Genomic DNA, 19,958 nt, shown 5'->3' with positions numbered 1-19,958 from the left:
TTGATATTCTTTGAAGAATCAAATTCGTGGCAAATAATTTTTATGCTCTTACAATTTTTGCTCCAATAGCTCTTAAACGCTCGTCGATACGCTCGTATCCACGGTCAATTTGTTCGATATTTTGAATTGTACTTGTTCCTTTAGCAGAAAGCGCCGCAATCAATAATGAAATTCCCGCACGAATATCAGGAGAAGACATTGTAGTTGCTTTTAATTGAGATTCAAAATTATGTCCCATAACCACAGCTCTATGCGGGTCACATAACATGATTTTTGCTCCCATGTCAATTAATTTATCCACGAAAAACAAACGGCTTTCGAACATTTTTTGGTGAATTAAAACATCGCCTTTTGCCTGTGTTGCCACAACCAAAACGATACTCAACAAGTCAGGAGTAAATCCTGGCCAAGGTGCATCGGCAATAGTTAAGATAGATCCGTCGATGTCTGTTTTTACTTCATATCCGTCTTTGTGAGCCGGAATGTAAATATCGTCGTTGCGTTTTTCGATTGTAATTCCTAATTTTCTAAATGTATTTGGGATCAAACCTAAATTTTCCCAGCTTACATTTTTAATCGTGATTTCGCTTTTTGTCATAGCCGCAAGACCAATCCAAGAACCAATTTCGATCATATCAGGAAGGATTCTGTGCTCACATCCACCAAGGCTTTCAACACCCTCGATAGTTAATAAATTAGAACCAACTCCAGTGATTTTAGCTCCCATAGAGTTCAGCATTTTGCATAATTGCTGTAAGTAAGGCTCACATGCAGCGTTATAAACTGTTGTTTGTCCTTTTGCCAAAACCGCAGCCATTACAATGTTTGCAGTTCCGGTTACAGAAGCTTCGTCAAGAAGCATGTCTGTTCCTTGTAATCCTTCTTCTGGAGATTCTACTCCGTAAAAGTGATCTTCTCTGTTATATCTAAATTTTGCTCCAAGATTAATAAAACCTTCAAAGTGAGTATCTAATCTACGACGACCAATTTTGTCTCCTCCAGGTTTTGGAATATATCCTTTTCCGAAACGAGCCAAAAGCGGTCCAACAATCATAATAGAACCACGAAGCGCTCCACCTTCTTTTTTGAAAGCTTCTGTTTCTAAATATCCAACATTAACCTCATCGGCTTGAAACGTAATCGAACCCGGTTCATTGCGTTGGATTTTAACACCTAAATTACCCAGCAAAGTGATTAATTTATTGATGTCTATAATATCAGGAATGTTATTAATTCTTACTTTCTCTCCTGTTAGAAGCACGGCACATAAAATTTGTAATGCCTCATTTTTTGCTCCTTGCGGAGTGATTTCTCCTTTTAAAGGAGTTCCTCCTTCGATTTTAAAAATTCCCATAGATCTTGTTTAGGTTCTTCTTTTTAAGATTCTAAGATTCTGAGATTCTAAGACTCTAAGAAAAAACTTAGCAGCTTAGTATCTTAGCAACTTAGAGACTTTACTTCTGATTATTGTTTTTTTGAAAAGTTTTAGGTTTACCGCCTTTATTATTGTTTTTGTTGTTTTGAATTTTAGGCTGTCCTGCAGGTGCAATTTTGTTTGACACACGTTTGTTTGTACGCATTAAATCTGTTGTGTTCAACAGTTCTTCTGTACTGTGCAACAAGTTTATTTTTCCTCCGGACAATTCATATAAGTGTTCAAAAATAACATCGTCTTTTACTGTGTCTTTGTTCCAGCTCAAAAATGATTTTTTCATGTGGTTGGCAATTACCATAACCAATGCATTTTTCATTTCGCCATCTTCCCATTTATTGGCAACATCAATCATGTATTTGATATTGTTTCCGTAAAATCTGTATTTTGGAAAATTCTGTGGGTATTGTAAAACATCTGGTTTTAACTGCAGTACATCTCTTGAAGGAATTGGGTACGGAGACTCAACATTCAATTTAAAATCAGACATAATAAAAAGCTGATCCCATAATTTATGCTGAAAATCCGGCACATCACGCAAATGCGGATTTAAGCTTCCCATAACCTGAATGATATATTTCGCAGCTTTGTTGCGTGTTTCATCATCTTCGATTGCAGTAGCCTGATCGATCAGTTTTTGTAAATGACGACCGTACTCCGGAATAATCAAACGCTGTCTTTCAGAATTGTATTCTAAATTATACACAACGTCATTTGCGACTTCTTTTTTATATTTTTCGACCATAAGTTTATAATGAAACTATCCCTTCTATTGTAGATACTTCTTTGTATTTACCAATCACCTCATCAGAGCTGTTCATGGTAACATCTACAGAAACACTGGTAAATTTACCGGTTTTTGATTTTGTTGTTTTAATAACCGCGCCCATTCTGTCAAAAGCTTTTTCAACACGTTCAACATTATCGCCTACAGAAGGCACAATGAATTTGTACAAATATTCTGCTGGCCAAGTATTTGCGTTGTCTAATTCAACTTTTAATCTTTCGAAAAATTCGGCGGTATTTTTTTCTTTATCGTTCTCCATTCGTAATTAAAAATAAACGCAAATATACGGTTTTGATTTCAGATTTCAGATTTTAGATTTTAGATTTTTTTCATTGGAGAAGCTGTAGATTTTTTGCCACGAATTTCACTAATTTACACTAATTATATTGGCGTGAATATCTTCCTAAATTTTGCTGGCTTTTGATTAATTTTAAAATTAAAATTCGTGTAAATTCGTGTAATTCGTGGCAAACCTTTATATTTGAAATACTTTGCAACTCTGCGGCTTTACGAGATTAAAACACTTTAAAATGAAAAAAATCCTTTTATTTTTTATAGCACTTATATTCAACAATATTCAGGCACAAGAAGTCAAAACTTTAACTTATTTCCAAAACGACACTTTAAAACTGGATTTAGATTTATATCTGCCAAAGAAAAAGTCTAACGAAAAAATTCCGCTAATTATGTTTGCCTTTGGCGGCGGATTTTCTGGCGGAGAACGTACGAGCGAAAAAAACTTCGGAATGTTTATGGCCGAAAACGGTTATGCGGTTGCCAGTATTTCGTACAGTTTATATATGAAAGGAAAAGATTTTGGCTGCAAGGGAACTTTAACGGAAAAGATAAAAGCGATTCAAATTGGTGTGAGCGATATGTGGCAGGCTACTTCTTTTTTAATCGAAAATGCTGATAAATATAATCTTGATTCTTCTAAAATCTTTATTTCGGGAATTAGTGCCGGAGCAGAAATTGGTTTTCATGCTTCGTTTTGGGATTATAAATTAATGAATTTGTACAAAAGCAATTTACCGGAAAACTTTAAATATACCGGATTTATTGGAGGTTCGGGTGCTATTCAGGATATCAATTTGATTACAAAAGAAAAAGCAATTCCGATGTTATTGGCACATGGCAGTAATGACGAGACGGTTCCGTACAGTGCTGGCTCACATCGTTCTTGCCCGACAAATGCTTCGGGCTGGTTAATTTTATTTGGTTCATATGCGGTTTACAATCACATGCAGGATTTACATAAAGATGTTGAACTGATTACCTTCTGCGGCGGCGGACATGAATTCTCCGGTTATCTTTTTCATGACGGCCAACAATATGTTCTGGATTTTGTAAATGATGTTTTAAAAGGAAAGAAATTTGAATCGCATTTGATTGTTCCTTCTAAAAAAGGAAAAGGTTCTGGGAAATATTTGTTTTGTGATTAAAAAAATTAATCACACATAATGATCATCATTATAAACTGGACTGAAGTCCAGCCCTACAATATTTGGCGAGCCTATGGCTCTCTTACGAATTAGTTCTTAAGGAATGACCCACATTGTAGAGCTGGACTTTAGTTACCACAATATTTAACAAACCCAAAACTCTTTTCACAATTTAGTTCCGAAGGAACGCTCCATATTGTAGAGCTGGACTTCAGTCCAGTTACCACAATATTTAACAAACCCACAAATCTTTTCACAATTTAGTTCCGAAGGAACGATCCATATTGTAGAGCTGGACTTCAGTCCAGTTTACAGCGATATTTCCCTCTTGCAAAAGGAGTTCGTTTTTTATAAAAATGCTAAATTATTCGCTCTTGATAAATATTCTTTTTAAATACGAATAAGTTTAGGTAAATTTGCGCTTTATTTTTAGAATAGTGCAAAAACAAATCATAGTTCTCATTGGCGGTCCTGGTACAGGAAAATCTACGCTTATAAACGAATTAGTCGCTCGTGGCTATTGTTGTTACCCTGAAATTTCCAGAGAAGTTACACTCGAAGCCCAAAAAAGAGGCGTTGAACAATTGTTTCTGGAGCAGCCTTTATTATTTAGCGAAATGCTTTTAGAAGGGCGTATCCAACAATTTGAAAACGCTAAAAAAGAACCCGATACTATCGTCTTTATTGATCGCGGTATTCCTGATGTTGTGGCTTATATGGATTATATTGGCGATGAATACCCGGAAGATTTTGTAAAAGCGTGCGAGGATTATAAATATTCTAAAACTTTTATTTTACCGCCTTGGGAGGAAATTTATCAGAGCGACACAGAGCGTTATGAAAATTTTGAACAGGCACTTACGATTCAGAAACACTTAATTGAAACGTACAAAAAATACGGTTACGATTTAATTGAGGTTCCGAAAGATACGGTTGAAAACAGAATTCTTTATATCTTAGACAAAATTTAGCAGCCGGTTTTAAAGTTGTAAAACTAGAAACTGATTTCTACATTTTTAACTTTAAAACAGAGGCCATGCAGGACGCACAGGAAATTCTTTTAAAATACTGGAAACACCAAAGTTTCCGACCGTTGCAAAAAGAAATTATTGATTCGGTTTTAGAAGGGCAAGACACTTTTGCACTGCTGCCAACCGGAGGCGGAAAATCGATTTGTTTTCAGGTTCCTGCCATGATGCGCGAAGGAATTTGTCTGGTTGTTTCTCCTTTAATTGCACTGATGAAAGATCAGGTAGCGAATTTACAGAAAAGAGAAATTAAAGCAATTGCGCTAACTGGCGGAATTCATACAGAAGAAATTATTGATTTACTGGATAACTGCCAATTCGGAAATTATAAATTCCTTTATCTTTCCCCAGAGCGATTACAGTCTGACTGGATTTTAGAACGCATCAAAAATCTTCCTATAAATTTAATTGCTATTGACGAAGCGCATTGTGTTTCGCAATGGGGCCACGATTTTAGACCGGCCTATTTAAAAATTTCAGAACTTAAAAAATACTTTCCTAAAATTCCGTTTTTGGCTTTAACTGCAACTGCAACACCGCGAGTTGTTGAAGATATTAAAACCGAATTGGGATTAAAAGATACCAAACTTTTTCAGCAGTCTTTTGAAAGAAAAAATATTGCGTACATGGTTTTTGAAGTGGAAGACAAATTGTATCGCGTTGAACAGATTTTGAAGAAAAATCCTCAACCGTGTATTATATATGTCCGAAACAGAAAATCTTGTTTAAATATGTCAACGCAATTGCAATCGTTGGGATTTAGAGCAACGTATTATCATGGCGGACTTTCGGCTCAGGAAAAAGATAGAAATATGCAATTGTGGATGTCCGAACAGGCGCAGGTTATTGTAGCCACCAATGCGTTTGGAATGGGAATCGACAAGGATAATGTTAAAACAGTTATTCATACCCAATTGCCCGAAAACATAGAGAATTATTATCAGGAATCCGGAAGAGCAGGACGAAATGGCGAAAAATCATTTTCGGTTTTATTATTTAATAATTCAGATGCAAATCAAACAGAACAGCAGTTTATAAGTGTTCTTCCTGACAAAACGTTCCTGAAAACGATGTACATTAAATTGTGTAATTATTTTCAAATTGCTTATGGCGAAGGTTTAGACGATTCGTATTCTTTTAAAATGAATCATTTTTGTCATAAATACGACTTCCCTACTTTAAAAACATATAATGCTTTGCAGTTTTTGAATCAACAGGGGATTATTACGATGTCTCAGGAATTTTCAGAAAAAGTTTCCATGCAGTTTTTAATCGAATCAAAAGAAGTACTTCGATACATGAGTCTGAATCCAAATGACGAAGAAATTATTCTGGCGATTTTAAGAACGTATCCGGGAATTCATGAAATGAAAACTCCGCTTAATCTTTCGCTTATTGCAAAAAAATCAAATCATACCGAAGAACAGGTTACTGATCTTTTAGAAAAATTGAAAGAGAAAGATATCATTGAATACAAATCGAAAAACAACGACGCTACGATTTTATTTAATGAAGTCCGCGAAGATGATTTAACTATAAACAGAGTTGCTAAATATCTGGAAAAACAGAACAAACTAAAACGAGATCAACTTTCAAGTGTTCTCTATTATATAAAGGAAGACAAAACGTGCAAAAACAGATTAGTTTTGGATTATTTTGGAGAAGAAACTAAATCGAATTGCGGCGTTTGTTCTTTCTGTATTACTCAAAAAGGAAAAATCACCGAAGCGGATTCAATTGCTGATAAAATTCTTCACTTATTAAAAGCAACTGCACTAACTTCGCGCGAAATTCAGAATCAAATAAAATTAGATGCTAAAGATGTTATTGTGGTTCTTCAGGAATTACTGGAAAACAATCATATCATTATTTTAGCCAATAATAAATACGCTTTAAAATCATAATGGAAAAATTACGAATTATATTTATGGGAACTCCGGAGTTTGCAGTTGGCATTCTGGATACCATTATTAAAAACAATTACGAAGTTGTTGGCGTTATTACAGCTGCAGACAAACCAGCCGGACGCGGACAAAAAATAAAATATTCGGCTGTTAAGGAATATGCTCTTGCAAACAATCTTACTTTATTACAGCCAACAAATTTAAAAGACGAAAGTTTTTTAGCTGAGTTAAAAGCTTTGAATGCCAATTTACAAATTGTTGTTGCCTTTAGAATGTTACCAAAAGTAGTTTGGGAAATGCCAGGTTTAGGAACATTTAATCTTCATGCTTCTTTATTACCAAATTATCGTGGCGCGGCTCCTATAAACTGGGCAATTATTAATGGGGAAACCAAAACCGGAGTTACAACATTTTTTATCGATGATAAAATTGATACCGGAGCGATGATTTTAAATTCGGAAATTGCAATTGAACCAACAGAAAATGCCGGACAACTTCACGACAGATTAATGCATTTAGGAAGCGCAACTGTTATTGACACTTTAAAGGTGATTGAAAACGGAAATGTTACTACAACAATTCAGGAAGATAATAACGATATCAAAACGGCTTATAAACTAAATAAGGAAAATTGTAAAATTGACTGGACAAAACCAGGAGATGAAATTAATAACTTAATTCGCGGCTTAAGTCCTTATCCTGCAGCATGGTGTTTTTTGAAAGATAAAAATGAGGAATTAAATATAAAGATATATGAAGCCAAACTGGTTTTAGAGGATCATTCTTATGAAGCTGGAACTTTAATTACTAATAAAAAAGAAATCAAAATTGCAATAAAAGAGGGCTTTATTCAGTTATTAAGTCTGCAATTACCTGGTAAGAAACGAATGCAAGTAGCAGAATTGTTAAATGGGATAACTTTTTCTGATAGCGCAAAGGTCTATTAAGGTCAGTAAAACAGGGGTTTCTACCTGTTTTTGATCGATGAACAACACGCTTTATGAACAAAAAAAACAAGTTATCAACAATTATTGCTAAAATTAAAGAAAACACTTGCACGCAACGGATTTCCTACTAAATTTGTGTATTAACAATTTTTTTTAACCAACAATTAATAACTAATTATTATGAACAAATCAGAATTAATCGATGCTATCGCTGCTGATGCAGGAATTACAAAAGCTGCGGCTAAATTAGCTTTAGAGTCATTTTTAGGAAACGTAGGAACTACTTTGAAAAAAGGCGGAAGAATTTCATTAGTAGGTTTCGGATCTTGGTCAGTATCTGCGAGAGCTGCTAGAGACGGTAGAAATCCTCAAACAGGAAAAACTATCAAAATTGCTGCAAAAAATGTAGTAAAATTCAAAGCTGGAGCTGAATTAGAAGGTGCAGTGAACTAAGTAAGAAAGTTCTCTAAACTAAATAATATAATTAAAACCCTCCTTATGGAGGGTTTTTTTGTGCGGTTTAACGATTTTTTTTGTGAATTTAAAAAATTTATGATTAAATTTAATAAAAATTGTAGCCGTATGATTTCAGAAAAATTAAAAAAAGGACACCTGCTTATTGCCGAGCCTTCAATAATTGGAGATTTATCTTTTAACAGATCGGTAATTTTATTAGCAGACCATAACAAAGAAGGATCAATAGGTTTTATCATTAATAAACCATTAAAATACACTATTAATGATTTAATACCTGAAATTGAAGCCAGCTTTAAAATATATAACGGAGGCCCAGTTGAACAAGACAATCTGTACTTCATTCATAATATTCCTGACTTGATCCCGAATAGTGTCGAGATTTCTAACGGAATTTATTGGGGTGGAGATTTTGAATCAACCAAAGACTTAATTAACGACGGATCGATCAATAAGAACAATATTCGTTTTTTCTTAGGTTATACCGGTTGGGACGAAAATCAGCTTGAAAACGAAATGCAGGGAAACTCCTGGATCATTGCTGACAATAATTACAAAAACAAAATTATTGGAAAATCTACTACCCATTTCTGGAAAGAGCAGATTATTGAACTTGGCGGTGATTACGTTATTTGGTCAAATGCACCTGAAAACCCATATCTGAATTAATTTTCGGATATGGATTCATTTAGTTTCTGTACTAATAAATGAGCCAGATTACTTGTAAACTCTTTTTTTCGGTATTTGCTTATCGGTTGTATTCCTGTGATTACATTTGTTAGAAATAATTCGTCTGCTTTTTGAAGATCAAACGGCGAAATTATTTCTTCTAATACTTCTATGCCTTCTACTTTCTTCGCTAAAGCTAAAATCTGCTTACGCATAATTCCGTTTAAACATCCTTCAGAAATTGGAGGTGTAATTAGTTTTTTGCCAGAAACCATAAATAAATTTCCCTGCAAAGCTTCAACAACATTTTTAGTGTCGTTTAGTAAAATACAATTTGCCAATCCGTTTTCATGGGCAAAAATACTTCCGGTAACATTAATCATTTTATTAGTCGTTTTAATCGACGATAATAATTGTTTTGTTATATAGAAGTCTTTATACAAATCAACTTCGTATTCGGCCGTATTTAAAGCGTATAAAGTATTGTCAAGCGGTGCTGCATGAATTAAAAAAGAAACTTCGTTAGTTTTTGGCAGATATAAACCTCCATCGTTTCTAAAAAGAGTTATCCTCGCCCTTGACAATGATTCAATATTTTTTTGCTGCACAAGATTTAAAATCTGCTCTTCAAAATATTCCATTGTAAAATTCATCGGGATTTCCATTCTAACAACACGCATCGAAGCCATTAACCTGAAATAATGATCTTCGAGAAACAAGATTTTATTGTTGATTATTTTTACTGTTTCAAAAACGCCGTCTCCGTATAAAAAGGCACGATTTTGAGTTAGAATATTTTCTTCTTGTGCAATGTTTCCGTTAAAATTGATCATAAAAAAACCCTGAATTTTGTTCAGGGCAAATATAAGGCATAAAATAGACTTTTACTAAACAGATCCTATAAGATGTTTTAGGTCTGAGATTTGATTCTCCCACAATTGTTTAGCTTCGCCTACTTCTTCTTTTTCTGCAAAATCGACTACCATTAATGATACATCCTTAGTTAATTCATCAACTAAAATATGGAGTTCAAAAAAGTATTCAGTATCCTTACTGCTTTCATCAACCCATTTAAACTTTACTTTTTCACCTGTTTTTTTAGATGCAAGACGTGCTTTTTCCTGCGAATCGTTCCAGATGAAAGTAAAAAATTCACCTCTTGAATTAACATTGTCAGCAAACCATTCTGATAATCCTGACGGAGTTGATATATATTGATACAATAATTGTGGCGAAGAATTGATCGGAAACTCGATTTCGTAACGTATTTTTGAATCCATGTGCTACTTTTAATTTTTTCGAAATATAAGAATATATGTCCAAAAACAATGCGTTTTTAAAAATATTTTTTTTTCTTCATTTTATTCTTGTAAGCTTTAATATTATTTCTATCTTTGCACCCGCAATCAGGAATTCAATGATAGCAGTCCAGGCGAGGTAGCTCAGTTGGTTAGAGCGCAGGATTCATAACCCTGAGGTCACGGGTTCAACTCCCGTCCTCGCTACAAAAAGGCAAAACCCTTAAACAGAAATGTTTAAGGGTTTTTTATTTGAATTACATTCTTATTCCTCTCCTATTACTGACACTGCTTTATTTGTATTTGTAAATCTGTAGATCTTTCCTTCTTTTAGATAGAAATTTTTTAAATAAAATACTTAAGCTTTAATAAAATCAAGAATATCTGCATTCACTCTGTCAGCATCTGTTGTTGGTATTCCGTGGCAAAGTCCCGGATAAGTAATTATTTTTCCGTTTTTCACCAGTTTAATCGCTCTTAGTGCAGTGACTTGATAAGGCACAATCTGATCGTCTTCGCCATGTAATATAAGTACAGGGAAATCTACACTTTTTAGATCTTCGGTAAAATCTGTTTCAGAAAATGCTTTTATACAGTCATAATGTGCTTTAATTCCGCCGTTCATTCCCTGACGCCACCAATTATCCTGAATTCCTTTTTTAATATCTGCTCCTTCTCTATTATATCCATAAAAAGGAAAAGTAATATCATGATAAAACTGCTGTCTGTTATTGGCTGTGTTAAAACGAATATCATCAAAAACTTCTATTGGCACTCCGTCTGGATTACCTTCATTTTTGATCATATACGGTGTCACCGCACTAATAAGTATTACTTTAGACACACGGTTTTTACCATATTTTGCGGCATAATGAATCGCTTCACCTCCACCTGTAGAGTGTCCGATATGTATAGCATCTTTTAAATCTAAAAACTCCGTAAGCTCTGCAACATCTGCAGCATAAGTATCCATTTCATTACCGGAATACGTTTGTGTAGATCTTCCATGTCCTCTTCTGTCATGTGCAATTACCCTAAATCCCTTATCTAAGAAAAATAGCATTTGTGCATCCCAGTCATCTGCTGATAAAGGCCAGCCATGATGAAAAAAAATAGGCGTACCAGTACCCCAATCTTTATAATAAATCTCTGTTCCGTCTTTTACTGTAATCTTGCTCATTGTATTATGTTTTAATTGTTAGTATGCATTTTCGAAGTTTATAATTGTTCGTACCAGTCTAAAATATAATCTGCTACAGCTTCCCAGCCTGGTTCTCCACATATAAAATGGCTTTTGCCCTGAAAAATCTTCAGATCAACCTTGCTGTTACTGTCTTTATATTTTCTGGCCAGAGTGGTTGTAAGTGATGAAGGGAAAATTGCATCACTGCCGCCTCCAATAAATAAAATAGGATTGTGAGGCTTGCTGAAATCAATATTAGAAAAAGAATTCAACACCAGTTCACGGCTTACTTTATAACTTTCCGGAACGGCAAAACTCTCAAAAGCATTTGCTCTGTCTCTTTCCGGAAGTGTGTTGAAAAAACATTTGTCATACCATTCGCGGCTGCCCATGAAATATTTTTGGGAAGAAAAGAAACCAAATGCCGGTATAACTGACTTTAATGTTGCAAAAGGAGGAAATACATTTTTTGGAGGAGCACCATCAATACTTACTGCCGCAGCTGCTTTACCTAATTCTAATAATTTCATCGCCGCCATTCCGGCCATTGAATGTCCAATTATTAATGGTTTTTCGGGAAGGGTATCAATTAGTTTAATAATATTATCAACCACATCTATAAAACCCGTTTTGGTAAGATCAGGATGAACTTGTTTTCTTAAGTCAGAAGGAATTCCGTCATGTCCGGGATTAGCCGGCGTGTAAACGGTATAGCCTTTTTGTTCGTATCGGTCCTTCCACTTTTCCCAGCTGATTTGGTTTACAAAGTTTCCATGTATCAGAATAATAGATTTTGATTTTGTCATAAGATTAATATTTAATGAGTAATTGAGGTTTATAAAATATGACGTACCTTACTTCTAAATTAGCTGTATAATCCGGGCAAAGCACTTATTAAAGATCAGATTTTAATCATTTTATTAAGATTTCAAATACTTTACAAGTATTCTGATTTCTTTCCTATATCTAATCATGGAAACAAATAAAGCAAGCACTATGCTAATTTACTAATTTATTGATAATCAAATAAATATACTTTGAAAAAATTATTCTAATAACTATATTTCGCTAAAAGAATTCACCGATAGTGAAATATAAATAGTACACAAATAGAATCTATTTTAAATCTGAGAAGTGAAATTTTTCTTAATCTAGGTTAATCAGCAGATTTGTGTGTATTGCCTAAGTTTGTAAAAGAAATTAACAACATCAAATTATAACTAGAACAATATGGAAACGATAAAACTAGAATTAGACGAGAAAAAACATGGAGCTTTTAATCTTTATGTTGATGGTAAAAAACAAGGTGAAATGACGGTAAGTATTAAACCGGATTTATTGACTGTTTATCATACAGGAGTTGAACCGGAAGCTGAAGGAAAAGGCTATGCAAAAAAACTTTTGGAAGAAATGGTCTCTTATGTTCGTACCAATAATTTAATGGTTTTACCGCTTTGTCCTTATGTTCATGCGCAATTCACAAGACATCCGGATGAATATCAGGATATCTGGAAAAAATAATTTTTTTTTTACAGGCCACAGATTAAAAGGATTCACACAGATTTAAAAAAAATCCTTTTAATCCTTTTAATCTGTGGCCAAAAAATCCACTTTAATCAGTCTCATAATTTTAAAAATATAACATTATGAATACAGAAATTTTAACCGATGGTATTCCTTTAAACGAAGCTAAAAAAGCTTTGATCATGATTCACGGCCGTGGTGCGGGCGCTCATGATATACTTTCAATTGCAAAACATCTTAAGGTTGATGATTTTGCATTAGTAGCGCCACAGGCCGAAAACAGAACATGGTATCCGTATTCTTTTTTGGCTCCACTTAATGAAAATGAACCTTCTTTTTCAAAATCATTAGAAGCTATTCATCAGGTTGTGGTGGCAATTCAGCAAAACGGAATCGAAAAAGAGAACATTTATTTCCTTGGGTTTTCGCAGGGCGCTTGTCTGGCTTTAGAATTTACAGCTCGAAATGCTGCAAAATACGGCGGCGTTGTCGCTTTTACAGGCGGACTTATTGGCGATAAAGTATATGAAAATCATTATACCGGAAACTTCGAAAACACACCCATTTTCATTGGAACAAGCGATCCTGATTTTCATGTTCCTGTTGAAAGAGTAAATGAATCTGAAGCGCTTCTTCAAAAATTAGGAGCAGACGTTACTAAAAAAATCTACCCAAATATGGGACACACCATAAGTCAGGACGAAGTAGATTGTGCAAATGCATTGATTTTCAACAAAAAATAATGATTACGATAACACGAGTTTACAGCCATACCAACGGAGAAAGTCATTTTGAAGATTTTGAAGTTCCGTTGAAAAACAATGGCGATATCGGATTTTTATCTAATGATGAGCCTGTAAAATCTATCGTTTTAGAGAAGTCAAACCTTCTTATGACTATGATTTTCACAATGCGCCAGACCGTCAATACATAGTTTTATTAGAAGGCGGTGTAGAAATTGAAACTTCTTTAGGAGAAAAAAGAAAATTTGAAACCGGATCTATTTTATTAGTTGAAGATACAACAGGAAAAGGACACAAAACAAAAAATATGGAGCCCAAACTTCGAAAATCAATATTTATAAAATTATAAACTGCCGGCATTCTGTCGGCTTTTTTATTTATGAAATTTAAGCAATAACCTTCTTTATATTTTATCGATTTTCTAAATAAAACAGCTTCATTTATAAAATTACGATATATCGTAAAAACAAAAAACACAACACAAGTAAAATACTAACAAACAAACAGATAACACGCTTGGAATACTATTTGGTTATTAGTTTTCGAATAATAAAAAGAGGCTTTTATTTCTTAATCTAGGTTAATCGATCCAGAGCGATAACAGATGTAAATTTGTATAAGAAATCAATAACAATTTAATAGTATAATACCATGGAAAATAAAATTTTAGGCTTACACCATATAACTGCAATTGCAGGTGACGCAAAAAGAAACTTCAACTTTTACTCTAATATTTTAGGATTACGTTTCATTAAAAAAACAGTAAATTTTGACGATCCGGGAACGTATCACTTTTACTTTGGTGACGAAATGGGAAGTGCAGGAACAATTTTAACTTTTTTCCCTTGGGGAGAAGGAATTCAGCAAGGAAGAAAAGGTTCTGGAATGGCAACAGAAATTGGATATTCTGTTCCAAAAGGAAGTTTGGATTTTTGGCAGAAACGTTTTGAGCAATACAATGTAATTTATAATAAACCAGCTGAGAAATTTGGAGAAAAATATCTTACTTTCTTAGATCCGGATGGTTTAAAATTAGAATTAATCGAATCTAAAACAGACGATAACAGAAAAGCGTGGGAAACAGATGAAGTAAAAGCGGATGTGGCTACAAAAGGTTTTCATAACATTACTTTGACTTTAAACGACATTAAACCAACTGCTGCAATTTTAACAGAAATATTTGGTTACAAATTAATCGATCAGGATGTAAACCGTTACCGTTATGCAACAGATGCTGTAGAAAATGCTGCAATTGTTGACTTGGTAGAATTAGCTGATGAAAAACGCGGTTTAAACGCAAATGGAACTGTTCATCACGTTGCTTTCCGAGTAAAAAATGATGAAATTTTAATGCACTTCCGCGAAAAAATCGAAGCTTACGGATTGTCAATTACACCGCAGATCGACAGACAATATTTCCATTCTTTATATTTTAGAGAACCGGGAGGCGTTTTATTTGAAATTGCTACTGATAATCCCGGATTTACTGTAGATGAAAGCTTAGAAGAATTAGGTAAAAACTTAAAACTTCCTGCTCAATACGAGTCTCAAAGAGCTGCTATCGAAAATCATTTGATTAAAATTAATTAATGATATTTTTAGAACAAACTAAAAAGCAAAACCCTTAAACATTTCTGTTTAAGGGTTTTTTATTGGTCTAAATTGAAATATTAATTTCTCAATTAAGTATCATCAAAACAACTTAAAAATTCTCAATTCCTTTTTGCAAAAACGCTGCATATTTTTTCACATCGGGTTCGTATGCTGCTGGTTTAGAAAGCATATTTCCGTTTGTATCCATCAAAGCATAATACGGCTGCGAATTGGTTTGGAACTTTTCAGTTTGAAAATTACTCCATTTATTCCCAATTGTTTTGATCTTTTTCCCGGTAGTTTTCGAAATAAACTGTTCCTTTTCCGGAAGTACTGTTGTATCATCTACATAAAGTGAAATCAATACATAATTGTTGTTTAGCTTTTCCCATACTTCTTTATCACTCCAAACATTGTCTTCCATCTTGCGACAATTCACACAACTCCAGCCCGTAAAATCGAGTATGATAGGTTTATTTACTTTTTTTGCATAAGCCAGTCCTTCTTCATAATCATGATAACAGTTTAGATTTTGCGGACATGGCTGCGAATGTTTTTCTGTCACATTTTCTGTATTGGACGAAACAGAAGTAGTATTATTTTGATTCCATTCTTTGTAAAAAGACGGCGGTAAAAATCCGCTGGCTAATTTCAAAGGGGCGCCCCACAGCCCCGGAATCAAATAAACCACAAAACTGAATATCAAAATAGAAGATACAAAACCACTAATTGAAACTTTTGAATTGTTTTCGTATTCATCAAACTTTAGCTTGCCCAACATGTAAAATCCAAATAAGGTAAAAATAACAATCCAAATGGCTATAAAAAGTTCACGCTTTAATATTCCCAATCCGTAAACAAGATCAAATGTTGACAAAAACTTTAAAGCAAGAGCCAATTCTAAAAAACCTAAAATCACTTTTACTTTCCCCAGCCAGCTTCCTGATTTTGGCAGTTTTTTAAGCATACTCGGAAAAGCAGCAAAAAGCAGAAACGGAATGGACAGCGCAAATGAAAACCCAAACATTCCTATTGCTGGTCCAACAATACTTCCGCTAATTGCAGCTTCTACCAAAAGATTTCCTATAATTGGCCCTGTGCAGGAAAACGAAACCAATGCCAGTGTAAAAGCCATAAAAAATATTCCGATCAATCCGCCTTTATCTGCCATTTCATCAGATTTGTTAAGCCAGCTGCTTGGAAGTGTTATTTCAAAAGCGCCTAAAAATGAGATGGCAAAGACAACAAAAATCAAAAAGAAAATAAAATTCACGATACCGTTACTTGCCAAGGCATTCAGCGCATCTGGTCCTAAAGTCAGCGTAACGGTTAAACCAAGTGTGACATATATGGCAACAATGGATGCTGCATAAATGATTGCTCGCTTTATTCCTCCATTTTTTGTAAAATAACTAACCGTAAGCGGAATCATCGAAAACACACATGGCGTTAGTATAGCCAAAAAACCGCCTAGAAATCCTCCCAGAAATATCCACCATAAATTAGCTTGTTTTTCTGGTTGCACATAATGCGCATTTTCTGCATTTTTTTTAGGCAAGTATTTTAAATTAATTTCTTCGGTTTCTGGCGGAAGACACATCGTACTTCCACACGACATATAAGTGACAGTCGCTTTAATCTTTATACTGTCTTTTACTTTTGGAATTATCTTTTGTATAAAAGTGACTTCATTTTCAAAATAGTGTAAAGTCTGATTCTCAAACTCCTTTTCTATTCGGTTAAGAGGTTTGGGTTCCATCACTCGGCCTGCAAGAATATATTGATCTGATTTTTCAAAATGAAAAGATGTAGGAAGCGGACCATCCTGTATTTTATTAAATTGACTGTTGATGTGCCAGCCTTTTTTAATTACAGCCGAAAATTTTAAATGTAACGTATCTCCAGAACCTTGTTCAATACTTGATTTCCATTTTACAGGATTTTCCTGAATCTGGGCATTTACATTTATAAAAAACAAAATGAAAAGTATTCCAAGAATACCCTTAAATTTTTGATACATATTTATTTATTTTTTGATTCTTCTGGTTCAAAATCCAGTGAAACAGAATTCATACAGAATCGTTTGTAAGTTGGTGCCGGGCCATCATCAAAAATATGTCCCAAGTGCGCATCGCATCGTCCGCAGAGAACTTCTGTACGGTTCATTCCAAGTGAATTATCTTCGTGATAACGCACACTGTTTTTTCTAAGAGGTTCGTAAAAACTCGGCCATCCGCAGCTGCTTGCAAATTTGGCATCAGATTTAAAAAGTACGTTACCGCAGGCTGCACAATAATAAGTTCCCTTTGTACTGCTTTTCCAATATTTCCCTGTAAAAGGTCTTTCGGTATTTTTTTCTCTTGCCACCAGATACAAATCAATCGGTAATACCTTTTTCCATTCGGCATCAGAAACCGTCAATTTTGAGGTATCGGTTGTTGAATAATACGGATTATTTTCATGTCCTTTCTCTGATTTCATATTTTGAGCATAACAGCTGGCAGTCAATAAAACTGCCATACAGCTTAATACTATATTTTTCATAGTGATCACTATTTGAGTTTCTTTTTAAATATTTTCCTGAATTTTTCCAGCTCGGGCTGAATTACATATCGGCAATACCCCTGATTGGGATGCTTTTTATAATATTCCTGATGGTAACTTTCAGCATTATAAAATTTGGTAAAAGCGGTTACTTCTGTCACGATATTACGTTCGTAGATTTTTTTCTCTCTAAGCTGCGCAATACAATATTTCGCTCTCTGTTTCTGGGTTTCATTATGATAGAAAATCGCAGAACGGTATTGTGTACCAACATCGTTACCTTGACGATTCAACTGCGTTGGGTCATGCGAAAGAAAAAAAGCTTCCAGTAATTCATCATATGAAATTAAAGACGGATCGTAAAGTATAGAAAATGCTTCAGCGTGTCCGGTCGTTCCGGTACAAACTTCTTCATAACTCGGATTTTCTGTAAGACCTCCGGTATAACCAGGCGTAACTTTTAATACGCCTTTAAGCTGTGAAAATTTAGCTTCTCCGCACCAGAAACAGCCTGTAGCAAATGTTGCCGTTTCGGTTTGAACTGCTGTTGTTTGAGTTGAACCGGCTGAACTTTTAAAAGTGTGAAATGCAAATCCTGAAAGCGAGGAAAATATCAGGATATAAATTGCCAGAACGTGTTTTTTCATAAATTTTATTATTAATTCAGATGAGTATCTGATGAAATTGTTCCTCGAAAAACTTCTGATTCAATCATAAGCTTAGATTATTGAGCCGAGGCTTCTTTTGCAAATTCAAGCAATCCTGCTCCATCAACATATCCAATATGATTAGCAATTATTTTTCCGTTTTGATCCAAAATTAAAAGTGTCGGCAGACCTTCAATTCCCCATGTTTTGGCTAGTGTAGTTCCTTCTCCTTTTTCTACATCAATACTGAAATTGATATAATTTTTATTGAAATAAGCAGTTGCCTTTTGATCTTTGAATGTAGTTTTCTGAAGCTGTTTACAAGGCGCACACCATACTGCGTATGCATCTACAAAAATATTTTTATGACTTGCTTTAGCCATAGTAAGTGCTTGCTGATAATTCTTTGGAACAAAATTTATTTCATTTTCTGTCGCTTTTTTTTGAGCTTCTGCATTCAAAACATAAAACATTGAAAACAGAAGAAAACAAAATGATAACAGACCAGAACCCTTTTTTAAATTTTTCATTTGAATAAAATTTTAAGATTAGCCGCTCCTCGCACCGATGCCGTCAGTAACCTTGAAACACCGATGCCTAATAGCGGATACTTTAAAAAATAGAACTGATTATTATTTTTTTAGATAAGAAAGTACTTCTTTAGAATGATCTTCACCTTTCATAAAATCTCTGAAGCTGTAAGCAATAACACCATCTTTTCCAATTACAAACGTTTCACGTCCGCTCAGGATCATAGTGCCTAAATTTTCTTCTTTTACACCAAATAATTTCAATACTTTATTATCCGGATCGCTTAACAAATCAAAAGGAAGTTTTTCTTTTGATTGAAATGCTTTATGACTTTCAACAGTACCTTGGTTAATCCCGATAACAAGAGCGTTGGCATCTTTGTATTTTGCGTAAGCATCTCTAAACGCGCATACTTCGGCAGTACAAACCGGGCTCTGATCCATTGGATAGAAAAAAACCACTATTTTTTGTTTTCCTAAATGATCTGCCAGTTTAAAATCTTTGCCATCTTGATTTTTTAGAGTAAATCCCGGAGCTTTATCTCCTTTTTTTAATGTTTCCTGTGCGTAAATATTCGAAGCTGTTAGACAAAGAACTGCAATTATCATCATTACAATTCCTTTCATTTTTTTTGATGTTATCATGATTTTTAAATTTTAAGTTGTGTCATTATTGACCTTGTAAAATTGCAATACAAAAAAGAGTATGCTTTTGCGATTAAGGTCAATTATTTGGTAATTTAGTTCAGCTTAAAAATTATTTTATTTAAGCGAAAAGCTGCGCATCAGAAGTAATCTGAACACTTAAAGCTTTTGATATTAAACAATTCTGTTCTGCTGCTTTTGTTACGGCTGTAAATTCTTCTTCATTAATTCCCGGTACACTTCCTGTAATCGAAAGATGAATTCCTGAAATAGCAAAACCTTCCATTGTTAAAGTCGCCTCAGTATTTAATAATGTTGGAGTCAAACCTTTTTCTGTCAAGGCAAAACTTACTGCCATTGTAAAACAGCCTGCGTGTGCCGCCGCTAATAATTCTTCGGGATTTGTGCCTTTTTCTTCTCCTGTAAAACGAGTTTTAAAACTGTAGTTTGTTTGATTTAAAATTCCGCTTTGAGTTGTTAATTCTCCTTTTCCTTCTTTTGCACTTCCTGTCCATTGTGCTTTTGCTGTACGTTTCATTACTTTATTATTGTTTAATTTGATTGTCAT

The 19,958-nt window shown here is 34.2% G+C and carries 23 protein-coding genes and 1 tRNA gene; 11 read left to right on the top strand and 13 right to left on the bottom strand.

Features of this window, described 5'->3' with window-relative positions:
* Positions 1-40: 40 nt before the first annotated feature.
* The 3 genes from murA to FLAPXU55_RS09100 form a co-directional block, all read right to left on the bottom strand.
* The gene (gene murA / locus FLAPXU55_RS09110) at positions 41-1,354 is read right to left on the bottom strand and encodes a UDP-N-acetylglucosamine 1-carboxyvinyltransferase (RefSeq protein WP_180857407.1); all 1,314 of its coding nucleotides are present in this window, start codon (positions 1,352-1,354) and stop codon (positions 41-43) included.
* Between the two features lie 100 nt (positions 1,355-1,454).
* Positions 1,455-2,177, bottom strand: a complete 723-nt coding sequence (locus tag FLAPXU55_RS09105; protein ID WP_053472804.1) for a DUF4290 domain-containing protein — start codon at positions 2,175-2,177, stop codon at positions 1,455-1,457.
* Between the two features lie 4 nt (positions 2,178-2,181).
* Positions 2,182-2,478 (bottom strand): DUF493 family protein, encoded by a 297-nt coding sequence (locus tag FLAPXU55_RS09100; protein ID WP_053472805.1) that lies wholly within the window; start codon positions 2,476-2,478, stop codon positions 2,182-2,184.
* Between the two features lie 271 nt (positions 2,479-2,749).
* Here FLAPXU55_RS09100 and FLAPXU55_RS09095 point away from each other — a divergent pair, with 271 nt between their 5' ends.
* The 6 genes from FLAPXU55_RS09095 (at position 2,750) to FLAPXU55_RS09070 (ending at position 8,683) form a co-directional block, all read left to right on the top strand.
* A complete protein-coding gene (locus FLAPXU55_RS09095; RefSeq protein WP_180857406.1) occupies positions 2,750-3,661 on the top strand; it encodes an alpha/beta hydrolase family protein in 912 nt (303 codons plus the stop codon).
* A 437-nt stretch (positions 3,662-4,098) separates the two neighbouring features.
* Complete coding sequence (locus tag FLAPXU55_RS09090) at positions 4,099-4,632, top strand: AAA family ATPase (RefSeq protein WP_180857405.1); 534 nt, start codon at positions 4,099-4,101, stop codon at positions 4,630-4,632.
* A 65-nt stretch (positions 4,633-4,697) separates the two neighbouring features.
* Positions 4,698-6,593: a RecQ family ATP-dependent DNA helicase gene (locus FLAPXU55_RS09085; RefSeq protein ID WP_180857404.1), complete on the top strand. Its 1,896-nt coding sequence runs from the start codon at positions 4,698-4,700 to the stop codon at positions 6,591-6,593.
* Positions 6,593-7,540: a methionyl-tRNA formyltransferase gene (gene fmt / locus FLAPXU55_RS09080; protein ID WP_180857403.1), complete on the top strand. Its 948-nt coding sequence runs from the start codon at positions 6,593-6,595 to the stop codon at positions 7,538-7,540. Before FLAPXU55_RS09085 ends, fmt begins: the two co-directional genes overlap by 1 nt.
* Positions 7,541-7,720: 180 nt before the next feature.
* A complete protein-coding gene (locus FLAPXU55_RS09075) occupies positions 7,721-7,993 on the top strand; it encodes an HU family DNA-binding protein (RefSeq protein ID WP_012022249.1) in 273 nt (90 codons plus the stop codon).
* Positions 7,994-8,122: 129 nt separating this feature from the next.
* The gene (locus FLAPXU55_RS09070; RefSeq protein WP_053472839.1) at positions 8,123-8,683 is read left to right on the top strand and encodes a YqgE/AlgH family protein; all 561 of its coding nucleotides are present in this window, start codon (positions 8,123-8,125) and stop codon (positions 8,681-8,683) included.
* Here the strand turns inward: FLAPXU55_RS09070 and FLAPXU55_RS09065 are convergent.
* Together FLAPXU55_RS09065 and FLAPXU55_RS09060 are read right to left on the bottom strand one after the other, a co-directional pair.
* Positions 8,680-9,516: an aminotransferase class IV gene (locus FLAPXU55_RS09065; protein WP_180857402.1), complete on the bottom strand. Its 837-nt coding sequence runs from the start codon at positions 9,514-9,516 to the stop codon at positions 8,680-8,682. The genes FLAPXU55_RS09070 and FLAPXU55_RS09065 overlap by 4 nt on opposite strands.
* 54 nt (positions 9,517-9,570) lie before the next feature.
* Positions 9,571-9,963 carry an START-like domain-containing protein gene (locus FLAPXU55_RS09060; RefSeq protein ID WP_026727620.1) on the bottom strand — a complete coding sequence of 131 codons (393 nt, stop codon included), beginning with the start codon at positions 9,961-9,963 and terminating at the stop codon, positions 9,571-9,573.
* A 151-nt stretch (positions 9,964-10,114) separates the two neighbouring features.
* Here FLAPXU55_RS09060 and FLAPXU55_RS09055 point away from each other — a divergent pair.
* A tRNA-Met gene (locus tag FLAPXU55_RS09055) sits at positions 10,115-10,188 on the top strand.
* 151 nt (positions 10,189-10,339) lie between these two features.
* Here the strand turns inward: FLAPXU55_RS09055 and FLAPXU55_RS09050 are convergent.
* Complete coding sequence (locus FLAPXU55_RS09050) at positions 10,340-11,161, bottom strand: alpha/beta fold hydrolase (RefSeq protein WP_180857401.1); 822 nt, start codon at positions 11,159-11,161, stop codon at positions 10,340-10,342.
* A gap of 38 nt (positions 11,162-11,199) precedes the next feature.
* Complete coding sequence (locus tag FLAPXU55_RS09045) at positions 11,200-11,970, bottom strand: alpha/beta hydrolase (RefSeq protein ID WP_180857400.1); 771 nt, start codon at positions 11,968-11,970, stop codon at positions 11,200-11,202.
* 424 nt (positions 11,971-12,394) lie between these two features.
* Here FLAPXU55_RS09045 and FLAPXU55_RS09040 point away from each other — a divergent pair, with 424 nt between their 5' ends.
* From FLAPXU55_RS09040 to FLAPXU55_RS09025, 4 genes are all read left to right on the top strand, one after another.
* The gene (locus FLAPXU55_RS09040) at positions 12,395-12,685 is read left to right on the top strand and encodes a GNAT family N-acetyltransferase (protein ID WP_053472813.1); all 291 of its coding nucleotides are present in this window, start codon (positions 12,395-12,397) and stop codon (positions 12,683-12,685) included.
* Positions 12,686-12,810: 125 nt separating this feature from the next.
* On the top strand, positions 12,811-13,431 hold the full coding sequence (locus tag FLAPXU55_RS09035) for an alpha/beta hydrolase (RefSeq protein ID WP_180857399.1): 621 nt from the start codon (positions 12,811-12,813) through the stop codon (positions 13,429-13,431).
* Positions 13,431-13,622, top strand: coding sequence for a hypothetical protein (locus tag FLAPXU55_RS24085; protein ID WP_235992014.1), 192 nt, complete (start codon positions 13,431-13,433; stop codon positions 13,620-13,622). The genes FLAPXU55_RS09035 and FLAPXU55_RS24085 overlap by 1 nt, the downstream gene beginning before the upstream one ends.
* A gap of 460 nt (positions 13,623-14,082) precedes the next feature.
* Positions 14,083-15,021, top strand: coding sequence for a ring-cleaving dioxygenase (locus FLAPXU55_RS09025; RefSeq protein WP_180857398.1), 939 nt, complete (start codon positions 14,083-14,085; stop codon positions 15,019-15,021).
* Between the two features lie 112 nt (positions 15,022-15,133).
* On the opposite strand, the gene FLAPXU55_RS09020 is transcribed toward FLAPXU55_RS09025, so the two are convergent.
* From FLAPXU55_RS09020 to FLAPXU55_RS08995, 6 genes are all read right to left on the bottom strand, one after another.
* A complete protein-coding gene (locus FLAPXU55_RS09020) occupies positions 15,134-17,044 on the bottom strand; it encodes a protein-disulfide reductase DsbD family protein (RefSeq protein ID WP_180857397.1) in 1,911 nt (636 codons plus the stop codon).
* A gap of 2 nt (positions 17,045-17,046) precedes the next feature.
* Positions 17,047-17,568, bottom strand: a complete 522-nt coding sequence (gene msrB, locus FLAPXU55_RS09015) for a peptide-methionine (R)-S-oxide reductase MsrB (protein ID WP_180857396.1) — start codon at positions 17,566-17,568, stop codon at positions 17,047-17,049.
* A gap of 8 nt (positions 17,569-17,576) precedes the next feature.
* Entirely contained in the window at positions 17,577-18,215 is a 639-nt protein-coding gene (gene msrA, locus FLAPXU55_RS09010) for a peptide-methionine (S)-S-oxide reductase MsrA (RefSeq protein WP_180857395.1), read from the bottom strand.
* A 77-nt stretch (positions 18,216-18,292) separates the two neighbouring features.
* Positions 18,293-18,745: a thioredoxin family protein gene (locus FLAPXU55_RS09005; RefSeq protein WP_180857394.1), complete on the bottom strand. Its 453-nt coding sequence runs from the start codon at positions 18,743-18,745 to the stop codon at positions 18,293-18,295.
* Positions 18,746-18,847: 102 nt separating this feature from the next.
* Positions 18,848-19,390, bottom strand: a complete 543-nt coding sequence (locus FLAPXU55_RS09000; RefSeq protein ID WP_180857393.1) for a peroxiredoxin — start codon at positions 19,388-19,390, stop codon at positions 18,848-18,850.
* 121 nt (positions 19,391-19,511) lie between these two features.
* Positions 19,512-19,958 (bottom strand): OsmC family peroxiredoxin, encoded by a 447-nt coding sequence (locus tag FLAPXU55_RS08995; protein WP_317169648.1) that lies wholly within the window; start codon positions 19,956-19,958, stop codon positions 19,512-19,514.

Origin of the sequence: Flavobacterium panici, from assembly GCF_903819335.1 — a bacterium.
Lineage (GTDB): Bacteria > Bacteroidota > Bacteroidia > Flavobacteriales > Flavobacteriaceae > Flavobacterium > Flavobacterium panici.
Note: the sequence above shows the minus strand (reverse complement) of the source record. Positions and strands in the feature narration are given on the sequence as shown.